Here is a 24364-nt window from a genome sequence, read left to right as displayed (position 1 = left end):
ATGGCTCGAATCTTCTGTGTCGCGAATCAGAAAGGCGGGGTCGGCAAAACCACGACGGCCGTCAACCTGGCCGCCGGGCTTGCCCGCATTGGCCAGCGCGTGCTCGTCGTCGACCTCGATCCGCAGGGCAATGCGACGATGGGATCGGGCATCGACAAGCGCAGCCTTCAACTGACCGTCTACGACGTGCTGCTCGAAAGCTGCAGTGCCGCGGAAGCGACCCAGCGCAATCCGAAGGTCGGTTACGACGTGATCGGCGCCAACCGTGAACTGGCCGGCGCCGAAGTCGAACTGGTCGATCTCGAGCGACGCAATCTGCGGCTGAAGCAAGCATTGGCAGAAGTCGGCGATGCCTACGACTTCGTGTTGATCGACTGTCCGCCGTCACTGAGTCTGCTGACGCTGAACGGCCTGTGCGGCGCGCACGGCGTGATCGTGCCGATGCAGTGCGAATATTTTGCGCTCGAGGGGTTGTCCGATCTGGTCAATACGATCAAGCAGGTGCATGCCAACCTGAACCCGGATCTGCAGATCATCGGTCTGCTGCGGGTGATGTTCGATCCGCGGATCACGCTGCAGCAGCAGGTCAGCGACCAGTTGAAGGCGCATTTCGCCGACAAGGTTTTCGATTCGGTGATCCCGCGCAATGTCCGGCTGGCCGAAGCGCCGAGTTATGGCTTGCCCGGTGTTGTCTTCGACCCGTCATCGAAGGGCGCCCAGGCCTTTGTCCAGTTTGCCGCCGAGATGGTGCAGCGGATCGACCGCTTGCGCCCGCTCGGCAGCCGACCGGCTGCGGCCACCGACAGCGCCGCCGGACCGCTCTGAGGCGGCCGCCGGCCAGCACCGGCTCAGAGTCCGGTCGCCTCGTCGAGCCCGAGATGGACATTCATCGCCTGCACCGCTGCGCCGCTTGCCCCCTTGCCGAGGTTGTCGAGGCGGGCAATCAGCAGCGCCTGGCTGTCATTGGCAAAAATGAAGATGTCGACGTTGTTGCTGTCGTTGTTGGCCTGCACGTCGAAAAATCCGGATTCGAGTGTTGCGGGGTCCGACAGCGGCATCACGCGGATGAAGCGCTCGCCCTGGTAACGCTCGGCAAAGACGCGATGCAGATCGCTGCCCGTCGGCGAACCCTTCAGATCGGCAAGGGCCAGTGGCACCGTCACCGCCAGACCCTTGTAGAACGGGCCGACGATCGGCATGAAGATCGGCGGCTTCGCCAGCCCGGTGTGACGCGTCATTTCCGGAATGTGCTTGTGCGCAAGACTGAGCCCGTACGGCCTCGGCGCCTGCAGGCGGGCGTCGCCGCCCGCCTCGTACTGCTCGATCATCTTCTTGCCGCCACCCGAATACCCGGTGATCGACGTCGCGCTGACGGTCAGCGTGTCAGGGATCAGCCCCGCATCGACCAGCGGCCGCAGCAGCAGGATGAACGAACTGGCGTGGCAGCCCGGATTCGAGATCCGCTTGCTCGAGCGGATCAGGTCACGCTGCTGCGGCGACAATTCAGGCAGACCGAATACCCAGTCGGACGCCGTGCGATGCGCGGTGCTGGCATCGATCAGGCAGGTGTTCGGGTTGTCGACCATCGCCGCCGCTTCGCGCGACGCGGCATCCGGCAGACACAAGAATGCGACGTCTGCCGCATTCAGCAGGCGCGCACGTTCGGCCGGGTCTTTTCGCTTGTCGGCGTCGATTCGCAACAGTTCGACGTCGTTGCGCTGCGCAAGGTATTCGTGGATCCGCAGGCCGGTCGTGCCTTCCTGCCCGTCGACGAAGATTCGATAAGCCATCCAATATTCTCCTTGCTGATCCAGGCCTCAAGGATAAGGGCAACGCGCCGCGCGTGTGCTCGGCGTTGAACGAAGCCGGCTCAGCAATCACCGACAATCACCCATGGTCACGAAGAAACCCAAAGGTCTGGGCCTCGGTCTCGAGGCACTGCTCGGCCCACGCGTCAAGGAGGCCGGCGAGACGCCGTCGCCCGCCGAAGGCACGACGCCGGCCAGCCTGAAACTGTCGGCACTGCAGGCCGGCAAATACCAGCCGCGCACGCGGATGGACGAAGGCTCGTTGTACGAACTCGCCGAGAGCATCAAGGCGCAGGGCGTGATGCAGCCGATCCTGGTGCGGCCGGTCGGCCCGGCGGCCGACGGCCGTTACGAGATCATTGCCGGCGAACGCCGTTTCCGCGCCGCTGGCATCGCCGGGCTCGACGAGGTGCCGGTGCTGGTCCGGGACGTGCCCGATGAATCGGCCGCGGCAATGGCGCTGATCGAGAATATCCAGCGCGAGGACCTGAATCCGCTCGAGGAGGCACAGGGCCTGAAGCGCTTGACCGACGAGTTCGGCCTGACCCACGAGCAGGCGGCGCAGGCGGTCGGCCGTTCACGCAGTGCGGCGAGCAACCTGCTGCGCCTGCTCAATCTGGCCGAACCGGTGCAGCAGATGCTGATGGCTGGCGACATCGACATGGGCCATGCACGTGCGCTGCTGCCGCTCGACGGCGCCCAGCAGATCCTGCAGGCGACCGAGATCGCCGCACGCAAGCTGAGCGTGCGCGAGGCGGAGAAGCTGGTCGCGCGGCTCAGCGGCCATGCGCGGCAGCAGCCGCTGATCCGTGCGCGCCATGAACCGTCGCGCGATATCCAGCGCATCGAGCAGGAACTGTCGGACGTATTGACCGCGCCGGTGAAGATCCAGGTCAAGAAACGCGGCAAACGCGGCGAACAGGGTGAGCTGAAGATCGGCTTCGGTTCGCTCGACGAGCTGAACGGGCTGCTCGAGCGCCTGGGCCTGCCGGCCCGCTGAGCCGGCCCTTCAGCTACTGTGCAGCCGACGGCCCGCGCGACAGCCGCAGCGGGAAAATCGGCGCGTCGCCGGTCTTGTCCTGGCCGGCATAAACCGTCAGGTGCGGATACGGGATCTCGATGCCGCGTTCGTCGAATGCCGCCTTCAGCCGGCGCAGGTATTCGCGGCGCACCGCCCATTGCTCGAGCGGCTTGACCCGGAACCGGCAACGCAGCACGACCGCCGAATCGCCCCAGCGGTCGACGCCGGCCATCTCGAGCTTGTCGAGGATGCGCTTGCCGAATTCGGCGTCCTCGCGCAAGGCCTCCCCGACCTCGTGCATCACCGCCATCACCTCGTCGACGTTTTCCCGGTAGGCGACGCCGATGTCCATCACCGCATTGGCAAATCCGCGCGACATGTTGACGACGGTCGAGATCTGGCTGTTCGGCACGAAATGCACGTTGCCGTCGTAGTCGCGCAGCTGCACATGGCGCAGCGTCACGACCTCGACCAGCCCGGCATGGTTCGAATCGATGCGCACGACATCGCCTTCGCGGATCTGGTTTTCGAGCAGCAGGAAGAAGCCGGTGAAATAGTCCTTGACCAGGCTTTGTGCACCGAAGCCGACTGCCAGGCCGACGACGCCGGCGGCGCCGAGGATCGGCGCGACCGAGATGCCGAGTTCGCCGAGCACCAGCATCGCGGTGATCAGCGAGATCACGACGGTGACCAGATATCGGAATACGCGGCCCAGCGTCTCGGCCCGCTTGACCGACTCGCGGTCTTCGCCCATCCGGTTCGCGACACGGATCCGGAATGCGCGGATCGTGCGCGAGAACAGCGTCGCGGCGACCCAGGCCAGCACGACGATCAGCACGATGCGCAGGCTGGTCATCGTGACCGACCTGATGCCAGGGCCGAATTGCGAGACAAGTTCTGCAAAGTCCACGCTCAACTCTCCATCAAGGTCTCGAGAAAGCTTTTGCGCCACCAGTGGACGTCGAATTGGCGGATCTGCTCGAGCATCCGCTGGTGGCGGATCTGCCGTTCGGCCAGCGGCATCGCGAGCGCCGCCTGGATCGCTTCGGCAGTGGCCTGGGTGTCGTACGGATTGACCGGCAGGGCATCGGCAAACTGTTCCGCCGCGCCGGCAAAACGCGACAGCACCAGCACCCCGGGATCGGCGGCATCCTGCGAGGCGATGAATTCCTTCGCGACGAGGTTCATGCCGTCGCGCAGCGGCGTCACCAGTGCCACCCTGCCGGCCTGGAACAGGCCCGGCAGCCGCTTGCGGGCGACGGTGCGGTGGATATAGTGGATCGGCACCCAGTCGATGTCGCCATAGTCGCCATTGATCGCGCCGCACAGCCCTTCGAGCTCGCGGCGGATCTCGTGATACGCCTCGACATCCTCGCGCGACGGCGACGCCACCTGCACCAGCGTCGAGCTGCCGCGGTTGTCCGGATAACGCTCGAGCAGGTGGCGGAAGGCGCGGATGCGGTGCGGCAAGCCCTTCGAATAATCGAGGCGATCGACGCCGACCAGCAGCTGCTTGCCGGCAAACTGCTCGCGCATCTTCCCGTACAGCTCGCGCGCTTCGGCGCCCTTGCCGATCTCGACGAACTCATCGACGTCGATGCCGATCGGGAACGAGGCGGCGAGCAGGCTGCGGCCATAGGCGAGCAGCCGGCCATCGGCAGCTTCCTCGGCGGGCGCTTCGCTGGCCAGGTAGCGGTGCAGGTGGCTCAGGTCGGTCTGGCTTTGCACGCCGACCAGGTCGTAGGCGAACAACGCACGCATCAACCATTCATGCGCCGGGATCGCCGACAGGATCTGCGGCGGCGGCAGCGGAATGTGCAGAAAAAAGCCGATCCGTTGCTTGCAGCCGAGCGCGCGCAGTTCGGCCGCCAGCGGGATCAGGTGATAGTCCTGCACCCAGATCACGTCATCGTCGCGCAGCAGCGGCAGCAGCTTGTGCGCAAACATCCGGTTGACGCGGCGGTAGCCGTCGATATAACCGGCCTCGAAATCGGCGAGGTCGAGGCGGTAGTGGAAGACCGGCCACAACACGCCGTTCGAGTAGCCGAGGTAGTAGGCCTGGTGATCGTCGGCCGTCAGGTCGACGGTGGCCAGCGTGACATTGCCGGCCTTGTGCACATGGACCCCCGACGGGCCGGGCGACGGTGGCGGGTTGTTCGGATCGATGACCTGCCCGCTCCAGCCGAACCACATTCCGCCCGAACTGGCCAGCGCATCGCCCATCGCAACGGCCAGTCCGCCAGCCGCCGTCTTGCGTGGATCGGCGACCCGGTTCGATACCACCACCAGACGATTCGCCATCAGAGATTCTCCATTTCAAAAGGGTTTTTGCGAGAGCAATCGCTCACTTCATCGGACCGGCCTCGCTAGACGAAAAGCAGGTGGCCGGGTCCCTGCGGGCCCGCCAGCTCAGCCGTCCAGCTGCGCTTGCAGCCACTGCCGAACCGCCGCCGGTCCGGCAAGCCGGTAACTTGCCAGCGACTCGCCCTCGCCGACCTTGACGGCGACGCCGCCGAGTTGCTGCACCGCCTCGAAGCCGGCCTCGTCGGTGACGTCGTCGCCAAAAAAGAAGGGCTTGCGATCTGCAAACGGAGGCTCGGCGAGAAAGGCGCGCAATGCCGAGCCCTTGTTGGCCGCCTTCGGTTTCAGTTCGAGCACCTTCTTGCCGTGCATCAGGCTCATCTCGGGCAATTCGCGTGCGGCCTGTGTCATCGCGGCGACACACTGTTCCTCGAGTTCGTCGGCGCCGCGGTAATGCAGCGCAATCGCCGCCGGCTTGCGTTCGAGCAGCAGCTCCGGATGCCTGTCGCACCAGGCCTGCAGGCGATCGGCGACGACATCCAGCCCCGGCAGTTGCAGCCTCGAGGTCGTGCCGTCGTGGGCGCGCCGCTCGGCACCATGGACACCGGCAACCGGCAGCACGACCGGCTGCAAAAAGCCGTCGATCTGCGCTACCGGACGGCCCGAGACCAGTGCCAATGCACCATCGAGTTGCGCGGCCAGGCGCGCCAGCTGGTGCGGCAGTGCCTGCGGTACATGAACCAGGTCCGGGCGCGCGGCCAGATCAACCAGCGTGCCGTCGAAATCGAAAAAGACCGCGCATCCGGCGTCGGGGCGGGGAAGTATTGCCATGTCCCCAACGATAGCCGATGCGCAACCAGACCCATCGACGGTAGCTGCATCGGCAAGGATGCAACGAATCGGGCTTATTGCATGACAAATCCGCCCGATCATTTTCCCGGTCGTCCCATCCGGAACACGATGCGTTGTAAGCTGGCAATGCTGAAACTTTCAAACCGACAACGACTCGAAACCATCAACGGAGCCGGTGCAGCGGATGCAGCGGCTTCGGTGGAAAGCATCCGAAGGCACACAATTTGCGTAGAGTTCTCGCAACAGAAGCACGGTGGTCTGCGGGCTATTCCGGAGACCAAAGTGACTGCGCATGAACCAAGCTTGAGATACGTCACCAGCTGATGCGAAGGAAAGCTCTGATGAAGCCCTGAAGTCGAGGACTTCATCAGAACTTCCCCCGACATGGGCGAACTCCAGGCCCATGTCGCCTCCATTGAAGGAGCTCAGCATGGATGTCATCAGCCATTTCGCCGCCCGCTACGAGCGCACGCGCGAAGAGGAACTCTCACTCGAAGAGTATCTCGAGGAGTGCAAACGCAACCCGGTTGCGTATGCCACCGCAGCAGAACGCATGCTGCAGGCGATCGGCGAACCCCAGACCATCGATACCCGCAACGACCCGCGGATGTCGCGGCTGTTCGCGAACAAGCTGATCAAGATCTACCCGGCCTTCGCCGAGTTCTACGGGCTCGAGGATGCGATCGAGCAGGTCGTTTCGTATTTCCGCCATGCCGCGCAAGGCCTGGAGGAAAAGAAGCAGATCCTCTATCTGCTCGGGCCGGTCGGCGGCGGCAAGAGCTCGATCGCCGAACGGCTGAAATCGCTGATGCAGGAAGTCCCCTTCTATGCGATCAAGGGATCGCCGGTCAACGAGTCGCCGCTCGGGCTGTTCGATCCGATCGAGGACGGCCCGATCCTCGAGAAGGAATTCAACATCCCGACGCGTTATCTGAACCGCGTGTTGTCGCCGTGGGCGGTCAAGCGGCTCGATGAATTCGGCGGCGACATCCGCCAGTTCCGCGTCGTCAAGCGTTATCCGTCGATCCTGAAGCAGGTCGCGATCGCGAAGACCGAGCCGGGCGACGAAAACAACCAGGACATCTCCAGCCTGGTCGGCAAGGTCGACATCCGCAAGCTCGAGACATATGCCCAGGACGATCCGGATGCCTACAGCTTCTCCGGCGGCCTGTGCCTGGCGAACCAGGGCCTGCTCGAATTCGTCGAGATGTTCAAGGCGCCGATCAAGGTGCTGCACCCGCTGCTGACCGCGACCCAGGAAGGCAATTTCAAGGGCACCGAAGGCTTCGGCGCGATTCCGTTCGACGGCGTCGTTCTCGCGCACAGCAACGAGAGCGAATGGAAGGCCTTCCGCAACAACAAGAACAACGAGGCTTTCCTCGACCGCATCTACATCGTGAAGATTCCGTACTGCCTGCGGGTATCGGAAGAAATCAAGATCTACGAGAAGCTGTTGAAGGGTTCGTCACTGGCCAACGCGACCTGCGCGCCGGGCACGCTGAAGATGATGAGCCAGTTCGCGATCCTGACCCGCCTGAAGGAGCCGGAGAATTCGAGCCTGTTCTCGAAGATGCTGGTCTACGACGGGCAGAACCTGAAGGACACCGACCCGCGCGCGAAGAGCTACCAGGAATACCGCGACTATGCCGGCGTCGACGAAGGCATGAGCGGCATCAGCACGCGTTTTGCCTACAAGATCCTGTCGAAGGTCTTCAATTTCGACAGCTCCGAGGTCGCCGCCAATCCGGTGCACCTGATGTATGTGCTCGAGCAGCAGATCGAGCGCGAGCAGTTCCCGGCCGAACTCGAGCAGAAATACCTCGCGTTCATCAAGGAGCACCTGTCGGTGCGTTATGCCGAGTTCATCGGCAAGGAGATCCAGACCGCCTACCTCGAGAGCTACAGCGAATACGGCCAGAACATCTTCGACCGCTACGTCACCTACGCCGACTACTGGATCCAGGATCACGAATACCGCGATACCGATACCGGCGAGGTGTTCGACCGCGCATCGCTGAATGCCGAACTCGAGAAGATCGAGAAGCCGGCCGGCATTGCCAATCCGAAGGACTTCCGCAACGAGATCGTCAATTTCGTGCTGCGCGCACGCGCCAACAATGCCGGCAACAACCCGGTCTGGACCAGCTACGAGAAGCTTCGCACGGTGATCGAGAAGAAGATGTTCTCGAATACCGAGGAACTGCTGCCGGTGATCAGCTTCAACGCCAAGGCCAGCGCCGACGAGGCGAAGAAACACGAGGACTTCGTGACCCGGATGATCGACAAGGGCTATACCGCCAAGCAGGTGCGGCTCGTCTGCGAGTGGTACCTCAGAGTCCGCAAGTCGAGCTGATGGAGTTCACCATGCGCAGATACCGGACCCGATCAAGCAGACGCCGCGGAACTGGCTCCGCCGGGCCGCTGGCGTCGCGCCCCTGGGGGGGAGCACCGAAGGCGCAACGGGGGGCCGTCTGAATGCAGCAGATCATCGACAGACGTCTGGCCGGCAAGAACAAGTCGATCGGCAACCGTGAGCGGTTCTTGCGCCGCCACAAGGAGCAGATCCGCGAGGCGGTCAAACGTGCGGTCGATGGGCGCGGCATCCGTGATCTGGCGCAGGGCGAAGACGTCACGATCCCGAAACGCGACATCAGCGAGCCGGTATTCGGCCATGGACAGGGCGGCAAACGCGAGATGGTCCATCCGGGCAACCAGGACTATGTGCGTGGCGACCGCATCGAGCGCCCGAAGGGCGGCGCCGGCGGTGGTGGCGGCGGCCAGGCGAGCGATTCCGGTGAAGGGGAAGACGACTTCGTCTTCCACCTGACGAAGGAAGAGTTCATGCAGGTCTTTTTCGACGACCTGGCATTGCCGAACCTGGCCCGCACGACGCTGGCCGAGACGCCCGAATACAAGACCCACCGCGCCGGCTATTCGAGCGACGGCACGCCGAACAACCTGCACGTCGTCAGATCGATGCGTGGCGCGATCGGCCGCCGGATGGCGCTGGGCAGCGAGTCCAAGCGCACGCTGCGCGAGCTCGAGGAGCGGCTGGCACTGCTGAAGGCCTCGGGCGACGCAAAAGCGCGCGAGGTCGAGATCCCGGCGCTCGAACAGGAAATCAAGGAACTGCGCGAGCGCATCGAGCGGATCCCCTTCCTCGACCCGATCGACCTGCGGTTTCGCAGCCGGGTCCGGGTGCCGGTGCCGACCGCGAAGGCTGTGATGTTCTGCCTGATGGACGTCTCGGGCTCGATGGACGAGGCGCGCAAGGACCTTGCGAAACGTTTCTTCATCCTGCTCTACCTGTTCCTGACTCGCCACTACGAGCGCATCGACATCGTCTTCATCCGCCACCACACGCAGGCGCAGGAAGTCGACGAGCAGAACTTCTTCCACTCGACCGAAACCGGCGGCACCGTCGTCTCGAGCGCGCTGGTGCTGATGGAGGAAATCGCCCGCACGCGGTATCCGACCAGCGAGTGGAACATCTACGGCGCGCAGGCCAGCGACGGCGACAACTGGCACCACGACAGTGGGCGTTGCCGTGAGCTGCTCGCCACCTCGATCCTGCCGCTGTGCCGCTATTTCGCGTACGTGCAGGTCGCCGAGGAAGAGCAGAATCTGTGGGACGAATATGCCGCGCTGGCGGCGCAGCATCCGACGTTTGCGGTGCGCAAGGCGACCGAGCCGGCGCAGATCTACCCGGTATTCCGCGACTTGTTCAAGAAGGAAGGGGCCGCAGCATGAACAACGATGTGACCGACCGCCCGATCACCGAAAGCAGTCCGGTGCTGGCGCCGTCGCCGCTGCACCCGGTGCCGATCGCCGCGCCGCCGCCGCCGATGCGCGCGGCCGATCTGGTAACGCCGCCGAAGGCGGCTGCACCGTTGCCGGCGCCGAGCGACTGGTCGTTCGAGCTGATCGAGCAATACCACCAGGTGATCCGCGCAACCGCCGAGCGTTTCGGCCTCGACACCTACCCGAACCAGCTCGAGGTGATCACCGCCGAACAGATGATGGACGCCTATGCGTCGGTCGGCATGCCGGTCAACTACCGCCACTGGAGCTACGGCAAGGAATTCATCGCGACCGAAAAGAACTACCGGCGCGGCCACATGGGCCTGGCTTACGAGATCGTCATCAACAGCAATCCCTGCATCAGCTACCTGATGGAGGAGAACACGATGGCGATGCAGGCGCTGGTGATTGCCCACGCGGCCTACGGCCACAACAGCTTCTTCAAGGGGAATTACCTCTTCAAGATGTGGACCGACGCGAGTTCGATCATCGACTACCTGGTCTATGCGAAGGACTACGTCGGCAAGTGCGAGGAGCGGCATGGCATCGATGCCGTCGAACAGCTGCTCGACAGCTGCCATGCGCTGATGAACCACGGCGTCGACCGCTATCGGCGCCCCGGCAAGCTGAGCCTGGCGCAGGAGACGCAGCGCAGCGCCGAACGCGAGGCCTATGCGCAGCAGCAGATCAACGATATGTGGCGCACGCTGCCGCCAAGGCCGGACAAGTCGCCGGAAGAATCCCATGACAAGCGTTTTCCCGACGAGCCGCAGGAAAACCTGCTGTATTTCATCGAGAAGAATGCGCCGATGCTCGAGCCGTGGCAGCGCGAGGTGGTGCGCATCGTGCGCAAGATCGCGCAGTATTTCTACCCGCAGCGCCAGACCCAGGTGATGAACGAAGGCTGGGCGACCTTCTGGCATCACAAGCTGCTCAATACGATGTACGACGACGGCCATCTGACCGACGGCACGATGATCGAGTGGCTGAAGTCGCATACCAATGTCGTCTACCAGCCGCGTGTCGTCGACCGCGGCTACAGCGGCATCAATCCGTATGCGCTCGGTTTTGCGATGTACACCGACATCAAGCGGATCTGCGAGAACCCGACCGAAGAGGATCGCCAGTGGTTCCCGGACATCGCCGGCGGCGACTGGCTCGAGGTGCTCGACCACGCGATGCGCAATTTCAAGGACGAAAGCTTCATCGGCCAGTTCCTGTCGCCGCGGCTGATGCGCGAATTCCGTTTCTTCGCGATCCGTGACGACGAGAAGGAATCCGAGCTCGAGGTCGCCGCGATCCACGACGACGCGGGTTATCGGGAAGTCCGGCAGATGTTGTCGCACCAGTACGACCTCGGCGCGCGCGAGCCGAATATCCAGGTCTGGAATGTCAACATGCGCGGCGACCGTTCGCTGACGCTGCGCCACAACCAGCACAACGACCGGCCGCTGCACGACAGCGCGCAGGAGATGCTGAAACACGTCGCACGGCTATGGGGCTTCGGCGTCCAGCTCGAAAGCGTCAACAACGCCGGCGAGGTGCAGAAACGCTGGTCGGTCAGCGCGCCTGCGCGCTGAGCGCCTCGCAGCGCTCGACGATCCGCGGCAGCACGTCGGCAGGCGCAATCGCCTGGCGCGCTGCGAGCGCCCGCGCGGCAGCGGCGAAACCCGGTGAGCCGAGCATCGCCGACAACGCTCCGGCGAAGCGGGTACCGACCTCGTCGGGCCACATCAGAACGCCGGCACCGGTTGCCGCAACCCGTCTGGCCAGCATCAGCTGCTCGGCATGGGTTGGCAGCAGCAGGGTCGGCACACCGGCCTGCAATGCGGCGTAGACCGTTCCGCTGCCCGCGTGGCTGACCAGCAGATCGGCGTCGGCGAGCGTTGACGACAGGTCGAGCAGCCGGTTGACGATCACGACGCCGCCTGCCGCAACCTGTGATGTGGCTGCGTCGTCGGCGCGTACCAGATGGACCAGCGACGCCCATGGCCCGGCGCGCAGCACCGCCAGCACCGTCTCGATGGCCGGGTGGTCGTGCCGCAGGTAGACGAGCAGCCGGCGGCCCGGATGGTCGGCCGGCCATGACGCCGGCGCCGCCGCGACGCGTGGCGGCGGTGGCCAGCCCCAGCAGGGCGACGGGGGGCTCTCGCGCAATGGCCGGTAGTGATCGAGCTCCGGCCAGCCAAGCAGAAATTGCTCGTCGACCCGCAGCAGCTCACGCACCGCCGTCATCGGCGGCTCGCCGAGCGCGGCCAGCACCACATTGCAGGCGGTCAGCAGGCGCGCCTCGGACGCTGCCAGCCGCACGGCATCGACCGCTTCCCAGTCGCGGAATACCGGCATCGGCGCGAGCGCTGGCGGGATCAGAAAGGCGTTGCCGAAGGTCGCAACGCGCATCGGCCTGCCGCGGGCGGCGAGCAATGCCGTCGGCGCATGGTCGGCAACCAGCAGATCGGGCTGGATGGCGTCGAACAACTGCCGCCAGCCACGGGCGCTCTCGAGCAGCCGGTCGACATCGCCGAGTCCGCTGCACAACAGCATTTCAGGAAAACTGGCCGGATCGGCGAGCCCGGATCGGCTGCCTGTGCAGATCGGCGCCTGCCACTGGTGCAGCCGGGGGTGGCCGATCAGGCCGGGCAATACCGCGGCGCACAGCGACAGGTCCTGCCATGCCAGGTCGACATCGTGGCCGCGCTCGAGCAGCCGTTCGGCCAATTGCGCCAGAGGCGCCGCATGGCCGAAACCGGTGCCGAGTTCCCAGGCTAGCAGCAAACGCGCCATGCGGACGAAGTCGGCCCGGCCGTCGCCTTCAGGCGGCGCGCGCGAGTTCTGGCAACACCAGGCCGTTGCCGACCGGCCCGAGCTCCCAGACCCAGGCCGGCGGCGCATTGCGCCAGATCACGCCGACCCGTCGCCAGCGCAGCGCATGGACGTGCTGCAGATCAAATGGCACGCGCGGCTGGTAGGTGAACTGGATCAACCGCCGCATCGGTTGCGCCAGCAGAAAGTCCTCGATCGCCTGCCGGCTGCGCTGGCGCCAGAACGGCGGCAGCGAACGGAACGGCAATGACGACACCAGCACGGTTGAACCGTGGCCGCTGCTCATCGCGCGCAGCACCTCGTCGGCCGCCGCAGCCCGCACCTCGATGCCCGGAAAACGCCGGCTCAGGTGCTGTGCGAGCCGCGGCTCGAGTTCGACCGCGGTGGTCGGTATCCCCGGATGCTCGCGGCACAGCGCCTCGGTGATGGCGCCGGTGCCGGCGCCGAGTTCGATCAGCCGTTCGGCACCTGCCGCGGCTTCGGCCATCGCCAGCGCCAGGTGGCGCGACGACGGCAGCAGCGCGCCCACCGTGGTCGGCCGGGCGAATGCCGCTAGCACGAATGCCGCGGCGCGAACGCTGCCGCGTGGAGCGAGATGCCGCGCATCGTTGATCACGAAGGCTGGGCCCGGTGGCGCGGCAGCACGGCTGCCGCCTGGTGTTCACATCGCAAAGATCTTGCCCGGGTTCATGATGTTTTTCGGATCCAGCGCCTGCTTCAGCCGCCGCATCATCGCCACCGCCTCCTCGCCTGCCTCGCTGACGAGGAAGTCCATCTTGTGCAGGCCGATGCCGTGTTCGCCGGTGCAGGTGCCGTCCATCCGCAATGCGCGCTCGACCAGCTGGCGGTTCAGCCGCTCGGCGGTTTCACGTTCCTCAGGCAATTTCGGATCGACCAGATAACCGAGGTGGAAATTGCCGTCGCCGACATGGCCGACGATGAAATACGGCAGGCCGGAGGCCTCGACCTCGACGACGCTTTCATTGATGCAGTCGGCAAGCCGCGAGATCGGCACGCAGGTATCGGTGGTCACGCAGCGGCAGCCAGGTTTGGTCTGCAGCACCGCGAAATAGGCATGGTGGCGTGCCGTCCACAGGCGGTTGCGTTCTTCCGGCGTCGTCGCCCAGACAAAACCCTGGCCGCCGAACTCGGCCGCCACTTCCTGCACCACCTCGGCCTGCTCGGCGACGCCGGCGCTGCTGCCGTGGAATTCCATCAGCAGCATCGGCGATTCCTGCAGCGACAGCTTGTCGTGGCGATTGACCGCGCGCACCGAGTGGGCGTCGAGCAGTTCGCAGCGCGCAATCGGAACCCCCATCTGGATGACCTGGATCGTCGTGCGCACCGCCGAATCGACATCCGGAAAACTGCAGATCGCCGCGAGGATCGCCTCCGGCTGCGGATAAAGGCGCAGCGTGATCTCGGTCATCACGCCGAGCGTGCCTTCGCTGCCGATCATCAGCCGCGTCAGGTCGTAGCCGGCCGAGGATTTTCGTGCCCGGGTGCCGGTCTCGATCACCTCGCCCTGTGCGGTGACGACCTTCAGGCCGAGCACGTTTTCGCGCATCGTGCCGTAGCGCACGGCGTTGGTGCCACTGGCGCGGGTTGCCGACATGCCGCCGATGCTGGCGTCCGCGCCCGGATCGATCGGGAAGAACAGCCCGCTGTGGCGGATCTCGTCATTCAGCTGCTTGCGCGTGACGCCGGCCTGCACCGTGACCGTCAGGTCCTCGGCCTGTACCGAAATGATTCGGTTCATCCGGCCGAGGTCCAGGCTGATGCCGCCCTGCACCGCGAGCAGATGGCCTTCCAGCGACGAGCCGACGCCGTACGGGATCACCGGCACCGCAAAGCGGTCGGCGAGCTTGATCGCATCGGCCACGTCCTCGGTGCTTTCGCAGAAGACCACGACCTCCGGCGGCGGCGCATCGATCGGCGATTCATCGCGGCCGTGCAGCTCGCGCACCGCGAGTGCGGTCGAGCAGCGGTCGCCGAATCGCTCGCGCAGCAGGTCGACCATCTCGGCCGGCACCGGCCGGGGTTTCAGTTCGGGCAGCAGGTGGGAGGGCAGCGGCGCATTCATGGCGGTTCCAGTCTGGCAGGCCTGTTGCGCTGGCCTTCCCAGCGCCGACAAACCCACGGAAGACTACCACTGCCGGCGCTTCGGTTCACGCCGTTGCGGATTCGACCCACCCCGCTGATGTCAGCTGCAGGACGCAGAACGGCGCAGGCGGGTGCGCGCCTCGCCGAGCAGTTTTTCGAGGTCGTCGACGTCGAATGGCTTGCCAAGCGTCAGCACGCCGGGCAGGCGGGCGGCATGGGCGGTGCCCATGCCGCTGGCAATCGCGATGACCAGGCCGGGCCGTCGGTCGAGCGCCCAGGCCGCGAGGTCGAGGCCGTCTTCGTCGGGCAGGCCGAGGTCGGTGATCAGCAGATCGCAGCGGCCGGCGTCGATCCTCGCCCTGGCGTCGGCCGCATTGCCTGCCTGGGCAACGCGGCATCCCATCGACTCGAGCAGTTCGGCCATCGTCTGCCGGACTGCAAAATCGTCCTCGCACAACAGCACGTCGAGCCGCTCGACGTCGGTGCCGGGTTTGGCTGGTTCGCGGTTGTCGGAAAGCTTTGCCGCCGACAGCACCCGCCGCACCTTGCGCGCCAGCGCTTCGCGTGTATAGGGCTTGCCAAGCAGGTGGACGCCAGGATCGAGGCGCCCGCCATGGACGATCGAATTTTCCGGATACCCGGAAGTGAACAGCACCGCGAGCCCCGGCAGCCGCTGGCGCGCCAGCCGCACCAGTTCGGTCGAGCGCAACTGGCCGGGCATCACGACATCGGTGAACAGCAGATCGATCGCGACACCGCTTTCGATGATCGCCCGTGCGGCATCGGCATCACGCGCCTTCAGCACGCGGTAGCCGAGTTCGCTCAGCAGGGCGACCGCCGTCTCGCGCACGCCGTCGTCGTCCTCGACCACCAGCACCATCTCGTTGCCGGTCTCGACCTGCTCTGCGACCGGCTCGGCCGGCGGGTCTTCGCCACCGATGCTGCGTGGCAGGTATATCTTGACCGTCGTTCCCTGGCCCGGCTCGCTGTAGACATTGATGTGGCCGCCCGACTGCTTGACGAAGCCGTACACCATCGACAGGCCGAGGCCGGTGCCCTTGCCTTCGGGCTTGGTCGTGAAGAAGGGATCGAAGGCCCGCGCCACCGTTTCGGGCGTCATCCCCGAACCGGTATCGGTGACCGCGATCATCACGTACTGCCCGGGTTGGACATCGTCGTGAGCCATTGCATAGGCATCGTCGATCCACGCATTGCCGGCCTCGATCGTCAGCCTGCCGTGACCGCCCATCGCATCGCGCGAATTGAGCGTCAGGTTCAGCAGCGCGTTCTCGACATTCACCGGGTCGGCCAGCGTATTCCACAGGCCGGCGGCGATCACCGTGTCGATCTCGATCGCCTCGCCGAGCGAGCCGCGCAACATGTCGTCCATCTCGCGGATCAGCCGGCCGACATTGACGACCCTCGGCGCCAGGGGCTGGCGGCGGCCGAAAGCGAGCAGCTGCGAGGCCAGCTTCGCGCCGCGCACGACACCGCCGAGCGCCTTGTTGACGCGGTCCTCGGCGCGCGGCTGGCCGACGACATCGCGCGACAGCAGCTGCAGATTGCCGCCGATCACCTGCAGCAGGTTGTTGAAGTCGTGCGCAATGCCGCCGGCGAGGTTGCCGATCGCCTCCATCTTCTGGCTGTGGCGCAGCACGTCCTGCACCTTCTGCAGCTCGAGCGTGCGCTCCTGGACGCGCCGCGCCAGCACATTGTTCAGGTCCGACAGCAGCGCCGCGCTGGCCTTCTGGTCGTCGATGTCGGTATTGGTACCGATCCAGCGCTTGATCTGGCCGGCGGCGTCGCGCAGTGCGGTTGCCCGCGCCAGGTGCCAGCGCTCGACGCCGTCGTGGCGGCGCAGCCGGAATTCGGTCCGGTATGGTTCGCCGCGGGCAATCGAACGCCGCCACGCCGCCTCGGCCACCGGCACGTCGTCCGGATTGACGATGCTGACCCAGCGGTCGCCACTCAGCGCATCCAGCTCGACGCCGGCATATTCGAGCGTCTGCTCGTTGCACCAGTCGATGCGCCCATCGGCCGTCGCGGTCCAGACGTGGTTCGGCATCGAATGCGCCAGCGTGCGGAAACGTTCCTCGCTCTCGCTTGCCGCCTGCTGGGCCTGCAGCTGTTCGGTGATGTCGTGGCCTTGCACAAAGAGCCCGGCGACGGTGCCGGCGGGATCGCGGATCGGCTGCACGACGAAGTCGAGGAAGACCTTCTGCAAGTCGGCATCGGGTTCGCGCTGCAGTTCGGCAGGCATCGCGCGCCCGACAAACGGCTCGCCGCTGCGGTACACCTGATCGGCAATCTCGAACAAGCCCTGGCCGTGCAACTCCGGCAGCGCGTCGCGAACTGCCTTGCCAACCACCGAGCGGTGCCCGATCAACTGCAGGTAGGCCGCATTGACGAGTTCGAATACATGCTCCGGGCCCCGCAACACCGCCATGAAGCCTGGCGCCTGCTCGAACAGCTGGCGCAGGAACTGGCGCTCGGCGCCAAGCGCCGCATAGTCGGCCTGCAGCGCCTCGGCACGCCGCATCACGCTGGCCTCGACCGCAATCGGCGCTGCAGCGGCAGATTCACGCAACTGAACCAGTTCAGTGATGTCGACGGTGTGCTGCAGGATCAGTTCGACCTCACCCTGCCGGTCGAGCACCGGCACATGGGTCGTGCTCCAGTAACGATCCTCGACGGCGCCGTCGGGGCCGGTGATCGGATAGTGGATGCGTGCGATGTGGCTGACCGACCGCTCGTTCAGCACCCGCTCGAACGATTGACGCAGTTGCCGGCCGGACGGCGAGTCGGGGTCGCTCGGAAAGGCGTCGAGCAGCTTGACGCCGAGCAGCGATTCGGCGTTGCGGCCGGTGACGCTCAGATAGGCCCGGTTGACGCCGACGATGCGCAGTTCACGGTCGAGCACGACGTAGGGGTTCGGAAGCATCTCGAACAACGTCTCGATCGAGCTGTCAACGGACGCGGGAATGCGGAACAAACGGTTCTCCTGGAAACCAGCGGGGCAAAATCGCACCATGCGGCGAGGGGCCCGGACCGTTCCTCCCGGCTTAGCGTGCCTGCGCAAAAACAGTGTGTTGCGGGGTCGTCGCAGCGATAAGCGGCATCGGCCTTCTCGTTCTGTAGGCAGCGGCCTACACCAAGGTCTTCGCGGACGGAGCAAAATCCGTTACGTTCCTGCGAGCCGCCGGCTGCCGCAGCGCGTGCTTGGCGCATTCACTGAACCGACCACCTTCTGGTGTGTCTTGCGGAGGGAGACGATGGCTTCGAAGCTTTGCCAGATGCTGGTGGTGATCGACGAGAAATCGACGATACGCCAGTCGGTATTGGAAACGCTCGACGATGGCAGCTCGACGGTATTGACCGCGGCGTCGGCAGCAGCCGCGCTGGAATTGCTCGAACAACACGACCCGGCGCTCGCGCTGGTCGATCTCGAACTGCCCGGCCTGGACGGCATCGATCTCGCCCGGCGCATCCATCAGACCGACAAGGGTCGGCACATACCGATCATCCTGCTGATCAGCAGCAAGCCGGGCTCGTGGCGCGATTTTTCGGCCGATGCCGGCGGCGTCATCGATTTCCTCTACAGCCCGCCGGACCCGGGGCTGCTGCGCGCGAAGGTCAACGGCTTGATCGAATTGCAGCGGCAGCGCCGTGAAATGGCCGACCGCATCGACGACATGAAGCGCCTGTCGAAGGTCAACGCGCTGATGATCGGCGCGTTGTCGCACGATATCCGCACCCCGCTGGCCGCTCTGGCGCTGAATGCCGAACTGGTGATCCGCCGCGCCGAGCCGCAGGGCCTGCGCCAGGCCGGCGAACGCATCAAGGCTGCCACCGCGACACTCGGCCGCCAGGTCGACCACCTGGTCAACCTGTCGAGCCTGCCTGGCGATGATTTGCGTCCCGTGCTTGCCGAAGCCGATCTGGCCGAACTGGCGCGTTCGCGGATCGATATCGCGACCGGTTTCATGCTCGCCGATGTCGATGTCAAACTGCAGGTCGATGGCGACGTCCGCGGCATGTTCGATTCGGCGATGATCGGCGAGGCGCTCGATCAGTTGCTGCTGCTGTGCGCGATTCACGGTGCCGGGGTACCGGTCCGGGTCCATGCCGACGGGCATTCGCGGCGTTCGCTGGTGCTGCGTGTCGAGATGGACACGGTGCTGCCGGACGCATCGTGTCAGCATCTGTTCGGTGGTGGCCAGGCCGTGCCGGGGCTGCCGCCGTCCCAGGTCGGCCCCGGGCTGCACGCGACCGAGCGTGTGGCCCGTGCCCATGGCGGTTCATTCGTCGGTCGCTCGCGCGACCGCGAAGGTACCTTGTTCGAATTGATCCTGCCGCGCAGCGAAGGCTGATCGGGCCGCAAGCCGCGGGTATTTGACTGGAACTGGAACTGCGATGATCAGAGTCGTGATTGTTGATGACCACGCCGTCGTTCGTGCCGGCCTGAAACAGTATTTCGCCGATCAGGTCGATCTGCGTGTCACCGGCGAGGCGGCCAATGGCCGCGAGGCGCTCGATCTGGTGCGCAAGGGCGAAGTCGATGTCATCGTGATGGACCTGTCGATGCCGGACCAGAGTGGCGTCGACGCGCTGGCCGCGATCAAGGCCCGCGAGCCCGGGCTGCCGGTGCTGATCCTCAGCGGCTATCCGGAAGCGCACTACGCGACGACGCTGCTGAAGCAGGGTGCCAGCGGCTATCTGAACAAGGAATGCGATCCGGAAGAGATCGTCAAGGCGATCCGCACCGTCTACCGCGGCCGCAAATACATCACGCCGGCGGTCGCCGAGATGCTCGCCGACGGGCTGTCCGGAGATACCGACAAGCTGCCGCACGAGTTGCTCTCCGAGCGTGAATTCCAGGTTTTCCTGCGGCTCGCAAAAGGCGAGGCAATCGGCCACATGGCCGACAGCATGGCCTTGTCGGTGAAGACCGTCAGCACTTACCGGACCCGCGTGATGGAGAAGATGCGGCTGTCGTCGAACAGCGACCTGACGTATTACGCGATGAAAAACGGGCTGATCCAGTAGCCGCGCGGCGCGGCGAAGCTCAGTTCAGGCGGCCGCTGGCCAGCTGCTCGCCATAGGCGATCAGCTCGTCGACCTCGGCCGATTTGTCGAAGACCGCATCGGCGCCCAGCTGCGCACAGCGGGTGCGCATGTCGGCGGTTGCATAGTTCGACAGCACCACGAGGCGTGCCTCGGGCTTCAGCCGGCGCGCGTGACGCAGCACCTCGAGGCCGGTGCCGGAGCGCAGAAAGATGTCGATGATCATCAGGTCGCAGCGGGTATCGCTGCGCCGCATCCATTCGACCGCCTCGGCTTCGTCCTCGGCGGACGCGATCACCTCGACCGGCAGCATTTCCTCCAGCGTGGAGATCAGGTTCTGCCGGATCACCGGGCTGTCCTCGACCAGAAAACAGCTCAGCAACGGTGGCTCCGATCGACCGGCATCGCGGTTCTCGTTCATGGCGCGGTGTGCGTCCTGAAAGCCGCCCGCCTGCTGGCCGGCCGCTCCCGGGTGTCCGCCGGGCGGCATCCGGCCATGGCGCGAATCGTCATGGGCTGGTGCTGTGTCGTCGGAAAGCCGGTCCATCGCTGAAAACTCCTGGGCTGCATTTGAGTCCAATCGTGCCTGAAGCCTGCAAGACAACCCATCGGCTGGTCCCGCGGTGAACTGTCGGTAAGGTCCTACGATTGCTTTTTGCGGCGCATCAAGGCGCCGAGATTTCTTCAGTCCGACGTCCCGTCGGAACAGCGGCGCGCCCACTGTAGGACGCGGCCCCGACCCAAGCCGTTGCACTGCCGGCAGCCCGCAGAATCGGGTGTCATGTCAATGATTGAACCTTCCATGCCCAGCTTCCGATGAAGACCCTCTACCTGCTGATGGTCCTTGGCGGCTGCCTGGTTTCGCTTGGCCTGGTCGCCGGCCTCTACTCGCGGCGGATCGGCGTATCGCACCTGCTTGTCTTTCTGATCGTCGGCATGCTCGCCGGTGTCGACGGCCCGCTCGGGCTGCCGTTTGCCGACTACCAGCTCGCTGCCGCGGTCGGCAATGTCGCGCTGGCGATCATCCTGCTCGATGGCGGGCTGCGCACGCCGAAAGCCAGCGTGCGGCTCGGCCTGTGGCCAGCCAGCATGCTGGCAACCATCGGTGTCTTGCTGACGAGTGCGTTGGCCGGTCTCGCCGCGTGGTGGGCGCTCGATATCGATTGGCGCCATGGCCTGCTGCTCGGCGCGGTGATCGCGTCGACCGATGCGGCCGCGGTCTTTGCGCAACTGTCGCAAAGTGGTGTGCGCCTGAAGCCGCGTCTGAATGCAACGATCGAGGTCGAATCCGGACTCAACGATCCGATCGCGATGTTCCTGACCTTGGCGATGATCACGTTGATCAAGGCACCGGACGGCGCGGCCGAAGTGATCGGCATGCTGTTCGTCGAACAGATTGCCTGGGGCCTTGCAATCGGCTGGGGCATGGGCGCACTGGTCAGCCGTGGGCTGCTGCGGCTGCCGATCGCCAAGGACCACGATGGCCTCAGCGCGCTTCTGCTGGCCACCGCCGGTCTGACCGTCTTTGCGCTGGTCGGCCTGCTCGACGGCTCCGGCTTTCTCGCGGTTTACGTGTTCGGCCTGATCGTCGGCAACCGCGCGAAGCGGATCGTGCAGCCGGCGCTGACCGCATTGAACGGCTATACCTGGCTCGCGCAGGCGGGGCTGTTCCTGCTGCTCGGCCTGCTGGTGACGCCCCATGAGTTGCTGCAGATGGCCTGGCCGGCATTGTTCGTCGCCGCGGCGTTGATGCTGGTCGCGCGGCCGCTGGCGGTGATGTTGTGCCTGGCGCCGCTGCGCTTCAGCTGGCGCGAGCAGACCTTCGTCGCCTGGGTCGGCTTGCGCGGCGCGGTGCCGATCGTGCTCGCCGCCTACCCCGTCGTCGCCGGACTTGCCGGCGCGCAGCGCTTCTTCGATGTCGCCTTCGTCGTTGTGCTGGCATCGCTGCTGCTGCAGGGCCCGTCGATGGGCTGGCTGGCGCGCCGTCTCGGGTTGACCCGGCCGGATGCCGCCGGCACCGCGCCGCTGAAGCCGGCGCCCGGGCCTGTAGGTGCCGACTGACGATATTTTGCGCGGCCGCCTGAACGACGGCGGGCTCGACAAGGCGGAGCATCCGATCTCATCAGAGCATCGTTTTCCCCGCCGCCGTGAATCCGCCGATCGATCCGCAACTGCACCCTCAGGCCATGCCGCCAGACCAAGGCGACGGCGGACGTTTGAGCCGTTGGCTGGTGCGTGGCGGCATGGCCGCAGCCGCGATGCTGGCAAGCGCGGCGCTCGGTCTGCTGTGGTTGTGGAATACGACCCCCGATGCGCGTGCGATCGTCGAGCGGGTCAATGCCCAGCCGAGCCTGATTGTGTCGGCCGACGGTGAATTGCTCGACACGATCGGCAACAACCAGTCGGTGCCGGTTGCGCTCGACCAGGTTGCGCCGGCGATCGTGCAGGCGCTGCTGGCAACGGAAGACCGGCGCTTCCATCAACACGGCGGCATCGATCTGCGCCGCATCGTTGCTGCCGCCGGCCACACCTTGCGTGGTGATATCCAGGGTGCCTCGACGCTGACCCAGCAACTGGCACGCAACCTGTTTCCGAAACGCATCGGCAACGAACGTTCGTTGCTGCGCAAGCTGCGCGAGCTGGTCGTCGCGCTGAAGATCGAGCAGGCCTACACCAAGCAGCAGATCCTCGCGCTTTATCTGAACAACGTGCCCTTCCTCTACGACGTGGTCGGCATCGAGATGGCGGCGCGAACCTATTTTGCAAAGCCGGCATCGGAGATCGCTGCGCATGAGGCGGCGCTGCTGGTCGCGATGTTGAAGGGGCCGAGCCAGTACGATCCGGAGCGCCGTCCGGAGCGCGCCCGTGCGCGGCGCGATCTGGTGCTGCGGCTGATGGCGCGCGAAGGCGTTCTTGGCCAGACCGAATTGGCTGCCGCACATGCGCAGCCGCTGGGCGTGCAGATCACACGCCACGATCTCGAGCCGCAGCTGGCAGCCCACTATCTGCGGGTCGTCAGGGCGCAGGTTGCGCAGTGGGCGGGCCAGCATGGCATCGACCCGCGGCGCGACGGCTTGCGGATCCAGGTCGGGCTCGATGCGCGCCTGCAGCGCATCGCCGAGGCCGCGGTCGAGCGCCAGACCGAACTGCTCCAGCAGGTGGCCGACAGCGAATGGTCGAGCCGCACGCTGCGCGCCGGGCCGCCGAAGAAGCCGGCCGGCGAACAGGCATTCGCCTATTTCTGGCAGAGCAACCCGGCGTTGCTGGCCGAACTGCAGCAACCGGCGCCCGGGCTGCAGCCAGTTGCTGCAGGCCGGCCCTCGGCTGACTCGGCCCCGCTGGCCGAACTGAAAGCGGCGAAGACGAGGTTGGAAGCCGGGTTTGTCGCACTCGATCCGCAGACAGGCTCGGTACGGGCCTACGTCGGCAGCCGGTCCTGGAAACTCGATCGCTTCGACCATGTCGCCCAGGCACGCCGCCAACCGGGATCGACCTTCAAGCCCTTTGTCTACGGCGCCGCACTGGCCGGCGGCATGCCGCAGAACCGGATGTTTGCGGACCGGCCGTTCACGATGACGCTGGCCGACGGTGCGACCTGGACGCCGGGCGACGTCGGCTCGAGCAGTGGCGAATGGATGATGATGCGTGCGGGCCTGTCGAAGTCGCGCAACAGCATCACCGCACAGGTGATGCACCAGGTCGGCGTCGACCGTGTGATCCAGTATGCGCGTGCAGTCGGCATCCGCCACTCGCCGCTCGATCCGGTGCCGTCGCTGGCGCTGGGCACCAGCCCGGTGACGCTGCTCGAGATGGCCGGCGCTTATGGCACGCTGGCTGCCCTCGGTACGCGCCGCGATCCGACGCTGATCGAGGCGATCAGCGCCCGCGATGGCCGGCTGCTCGTGCGCTTCGAGAGCCAGCCGCAGCAGGTGCTCGAACACGAGCATGCGGCTGCGATGGTCGACATCCTGCGCGACGCGGTCGACCGCGGAACCGGCACGCGCTTGCGCAGCCAGTTCGGCATCAAGGCCGATATCGCCGGCAAGAGTGGCACCTCGCAGCGAAACGCGGATGGCTGGTTCATCTCGCTGCAGCCGAATCTCGTCACCGGTGCCTGGGTCGGCTTCAACGACCAGCGGGTCACGATGCGCAGCACCGAGTGGGGGCAGGGCGGCAGGAGCGCGCTGCTGCTGGTCGGCGACTTCCTGCGCGAGGCGCGCGACCGCGATCTGCTCGCGATGGATTTCCGGTTTCCGCAAGTGGCGCGGCCGAAGCCGCCGATGCTGTGGCAACCGGCACCCGCACCGTTCTCCGCTGACGATGGCGACGACGTGGCCGGCGATGAAGGACACATCATGGCGCCTGTCCATCGGCCGCGCCCGTCCGCACCTTATCTGCTGGTCGGCGATGACGCGCCGCAGCAACCGGCACCCGAAGTCGCCGCCGGTGGTTATGCGGCCGATCGCGGCATGTTGCGCACCGCTGCGGCGGCCGCCTTCGCCAACTGATGAACGGCAGAAAAATCCTACAAGAACATGGAAAGGATGCCGACAGGGACTGCCCGGCCGGTCGAGCACATTGATCTGCAGTG

At 65.6% G+C, this 24364-nt stretch carries 19 protein-coding genes; 9 read left to right on the top strand and 10 right to left on the bottom strand.

What is annotated here, in order from left to right; genetic code table 11:
- Entirely contained in the window at positions 1-825 is an 825-nt protein-coding gene (locus ACNH6H_RS11640) for a ParA family protein (RefSeq protein WP_418317830.1), read from the top strand.
- 23 nt (positions 826-848) lie between these two features.
- Here ACNH6H_RS11640 and argC read toward each other — a convergent pair whose 3' ends face one another.
- Positions 849-1790: an N-acetyl-gamma-glutamyl-phosphate reductase gene (gene argC, locus ACNH6H_RS11635; protein WP_418317828.1), complete on the bottom strand. Its 942-nt coding sequence runs from the start codon at positions 1788-1790 to the stop codon at positions 849-851.
- 103 nt (positions 1791-1893) lie between these two features.
- On the opposite strand from argC, the gene ACNH6H_RS11630 reads away from it, so the two are divergent.
- Positions 1894-2808 carry a ParB/RepB/Spo0J family partition protein gene (locus tag ACNH6H_RS11630; RefSeq protein ID WP_418317826.1) on the top strand — a complete coding sequence of 305 codons (915 nt, stop codon included), beginning with the start codon at positions 1894-1896 and terminating at the stop codon, positions 2806-2808.
- 13 nt (positions 2809-2821) lie between these two features.
- Here ACNH6H_RS11630 and ACNH6H_RS11625 read toward each other — a convergent pair whose 3' ends face one another.
- The 4 genes from ACNH6H_RS11625 to ACNH6H_RS11610 form a co-directional block, all read right to left on the bottom strand.
- Positions 2822-3739, bottom strand: a complete 918-nt coding sequence (locus ACNH6H_RS11625; RefSeq protein ID WP_418317824.1) for a mechanosensitive ion channel family protein — start codon at positions 3737-3739, stop codon at positions 2822-2824.
- A 2-nt stretch (positions 3740-3741) separates the two neighbouring features.
- Complete coding sequence (locus ACNH6H_RS11620) at positions 3742-5130, bottom strand: alpha,alpha-trehalose-phosphate synthase (UDP-forming) (protein ID WP_418317822.1); 1389 nt, start codon at positions 5128-5130, stop codon at positions 3742-3744.
- Between the two features lie 108 nt (positions 5131-5238).
- The gene (gene otsB / locus ACNH6H_RS11615) at positions 5239-5961 is read right to left on the bottom strand and encodes a trehalose-phosphatase (protein WP_418317820.1); all 723 of its coding nucleotides are present in this window, start codon (positions 5959-5961) and stop codon (positions 5239-5241) included.
- A 159-nt stretch (positions 5962-6120) separates the two neighbouring features.
- Positions 6121-6423, bottom strand: coding sequence for a hypothetical protein (locus ACNH6H_RS11610; RefSeq protein WP_418317818.1), 303 nt, complete (start codon positions 6421-6423; stop codon positions 6121-6123).
- Between ACNH6H_RS11610 and ACNH6H_RS11605 the strand changes: the two genes are divergently transcribed.
- The 3 genes from ACNH6H_RS11605 to ACNH6H_RS11595 all read left to right on the top strand — a co-directional run bounded on the left by ACNH6H_RS11605 (position 6413) and on the right by ACNH6H_RS11595 (position 11363).
- On the top strand, positions 6413-8335 hold the full coding sequence (locus tag ACNH6H_RS11605) for a PrkA family serine protein kinase (protein ID WP_418317816.1): 1923 nt from the start codon (positions 6413-6415) through the stop codon (positions 8333-8335). The genes ACNH6H_RS11610 and ACNH6H_RS11605 overlap by 11 nt on opposite strands.
- 122 nt (positions 8336-8457) lie before the next feature.
- Complete coding sequence (locus tag ACNH6H_RS11600) at positions 8458-9732, top strand: YeaH/YhbH family protein (protein ID WP_418317814.1); 1275 nt, start codon at positions 8458-8460, stop codon at positions 9730-9732.
- Positions 9733-9827: 95 nt separating this feature from the next.
- On the top strand, positions 9828-11363 hold the full coding sequence (locus ACNH6H_RS11595) for a SpoVR family protein (RefSeq protein ID WP_418321288.1): 1536 nt from the start codon (positions 9828-9830) through the stop codon (positions 11361-11363).
- Here the strand turns inward: ACNH6H_RS11595 and ACNH6H_RS11590 are convergent.
- The 4 genes from ACNH6H_RS11590 to ACNH6H_RS11575 all read right to left on the bottom strand — a co-directional run bounded on the left by ACNH6H_RS11590 (position 11344) and on the right by ACNH6H_RS11575 (position 17701).
- The gene (locus tag ACNH6H_RS11590; protein WP_418317812.1) at positions 11344-12567 is read right to left on the bottom strand and encodes a nucleotide disphospho-sugar-binding domain-containing protein; all 1224 of its coding nucleotides are present in this window, start codon (positions 12565-12567) and stop codon (positions 11344-11346) included. The genes ACNH6H_RS11595 and ACNH6H_RS11590 overlap by 20 nt on opposite strands.
- A 28-nt stretch (positions 12568-12595) precedes the next feature.
- Complete coding sequence (locus tag ACNH6H_RS11585) at positions 12596-13222, bottom strand: hypothetical protein (RefSeq protein ID WP_418317810.1); 627 nt, start codon at positions 13220-13222, stop codon at positions 12596-12598.
- 45 nt (positions 13223-13267) lie between these two features.
- Complete coding sequence (locus tag ACNH6H_RS11580) at positions 13268-14689, bottom strand: FAD-binding oxidoreductase (protein ID WP_418317808.1); 1422 nt, start codon at positions 14687-14689, stop codon at positions 13268-13270.
- A gap of 120 nt (positions 14690-14809) precedes the next feature.
- The gene (locus ACNH6H_RS11575) at positions 14810-17701 is read right to left on the bottom strand and encodes a PAS domain-containing protein (RefSeq protein ID WP_418317806.1); all 2892 of its coding nucleotides are present in this window, start codon (positions 17699-17701) and stop codon (positions 14810-14812) included.
- Between the two features lie 280 nt (positions 17702-17981).
- Here ACNH6H_RS11575 and ACNH6H_RS11570 point away from each other — a divergent pair, with 280 nt between their 5' ends.
- Both ACNH6H_RS11570 and ACNH6H_RS11565 read left to right on the top strand, forming a co-directional pair.
- Positions 17982-19079 (top strand): response regulator, encoded by a 1098-nt coding sequence (locus ACNH6H_RS11570; RefSeq protein WP_418317804.1) that lies wholly within the window; start codon positions 17982-17984, stop codon positions 19077-19079.
- A 43-nt stretch (positions 19080-19122) separates the two neighbouring features.
- The gene (locus tag ACNH6H_RS11565) at positions 19123-19755 is read left to right on the top strand and encodes a response regulator (RefSeq protein ID WP_418317802.1); all 633 of its coding nucleotides are present in this window, start codon (positions 19123-19125) and stop codon (positions 19753-19755) included.
- 19 nt (positions 19756-19774) lie between these two features.
- On the opposite strand, the gene ACNH6H_RS11560 is transcribed toward ACNH6H_RS11565, so the two are convergent.
- A complete protein-coding gene (locus tag ACNH6H_RS11560) occupies positions 19775-20194 on the bottom strand; it encodes a response regulator (RefSeq protein ID WP_418317800.1) in 420 nt (139 codons plus the stop codon).
- Between the two features lie 395 nt (positions 20195-20589).
- Between ACNH6H_RS11560 and ACNH6H_RS11555 the strand changes: the two genes are divergently transcribed.
- Both ACNH6H_RS11555 and ACNH6H_RS11550 read left to right on the top strand, forming a co-directional pair.
- A complete protein-coding gene (locus ACNH6H_RS11555; RefSeq protein WP_418317798.1) occupies positions 20590-21834 on the top strand; it encodes a potassium/proton antiporter in 1245 nt (414 codons plus the stop codon).
- 125 nt (positions 21835-21959) lie between these two features.
- On the top strand, positions 21960-24281 hold the full coding sequence (locus ACNH6H_RS11550) for a transglycosylase domain-containing protein (protein ID WP_418317796.1): 2322 nt from the start codon (positions 21960-21962) through the stop codon (positions 24279-24281).
- Positions 24282-24364: the final 83 nt, after the last annotated feature.

This window comes from Pseudideonella sakaiensis, assembly GCF_048320135.1.
Classification (GTDB): Bacteria; Pseudomonadota; Gammaproteobacteria; order Burkholderiales; family Burkholderiaceae_C; genus Ideonella_A; species Ideonella_A sakaiensis_A.
Note: the sequence above shows the minus strand (reverse complement) of the source record. Positions and strands in the feature narration are given on the sequence as shown.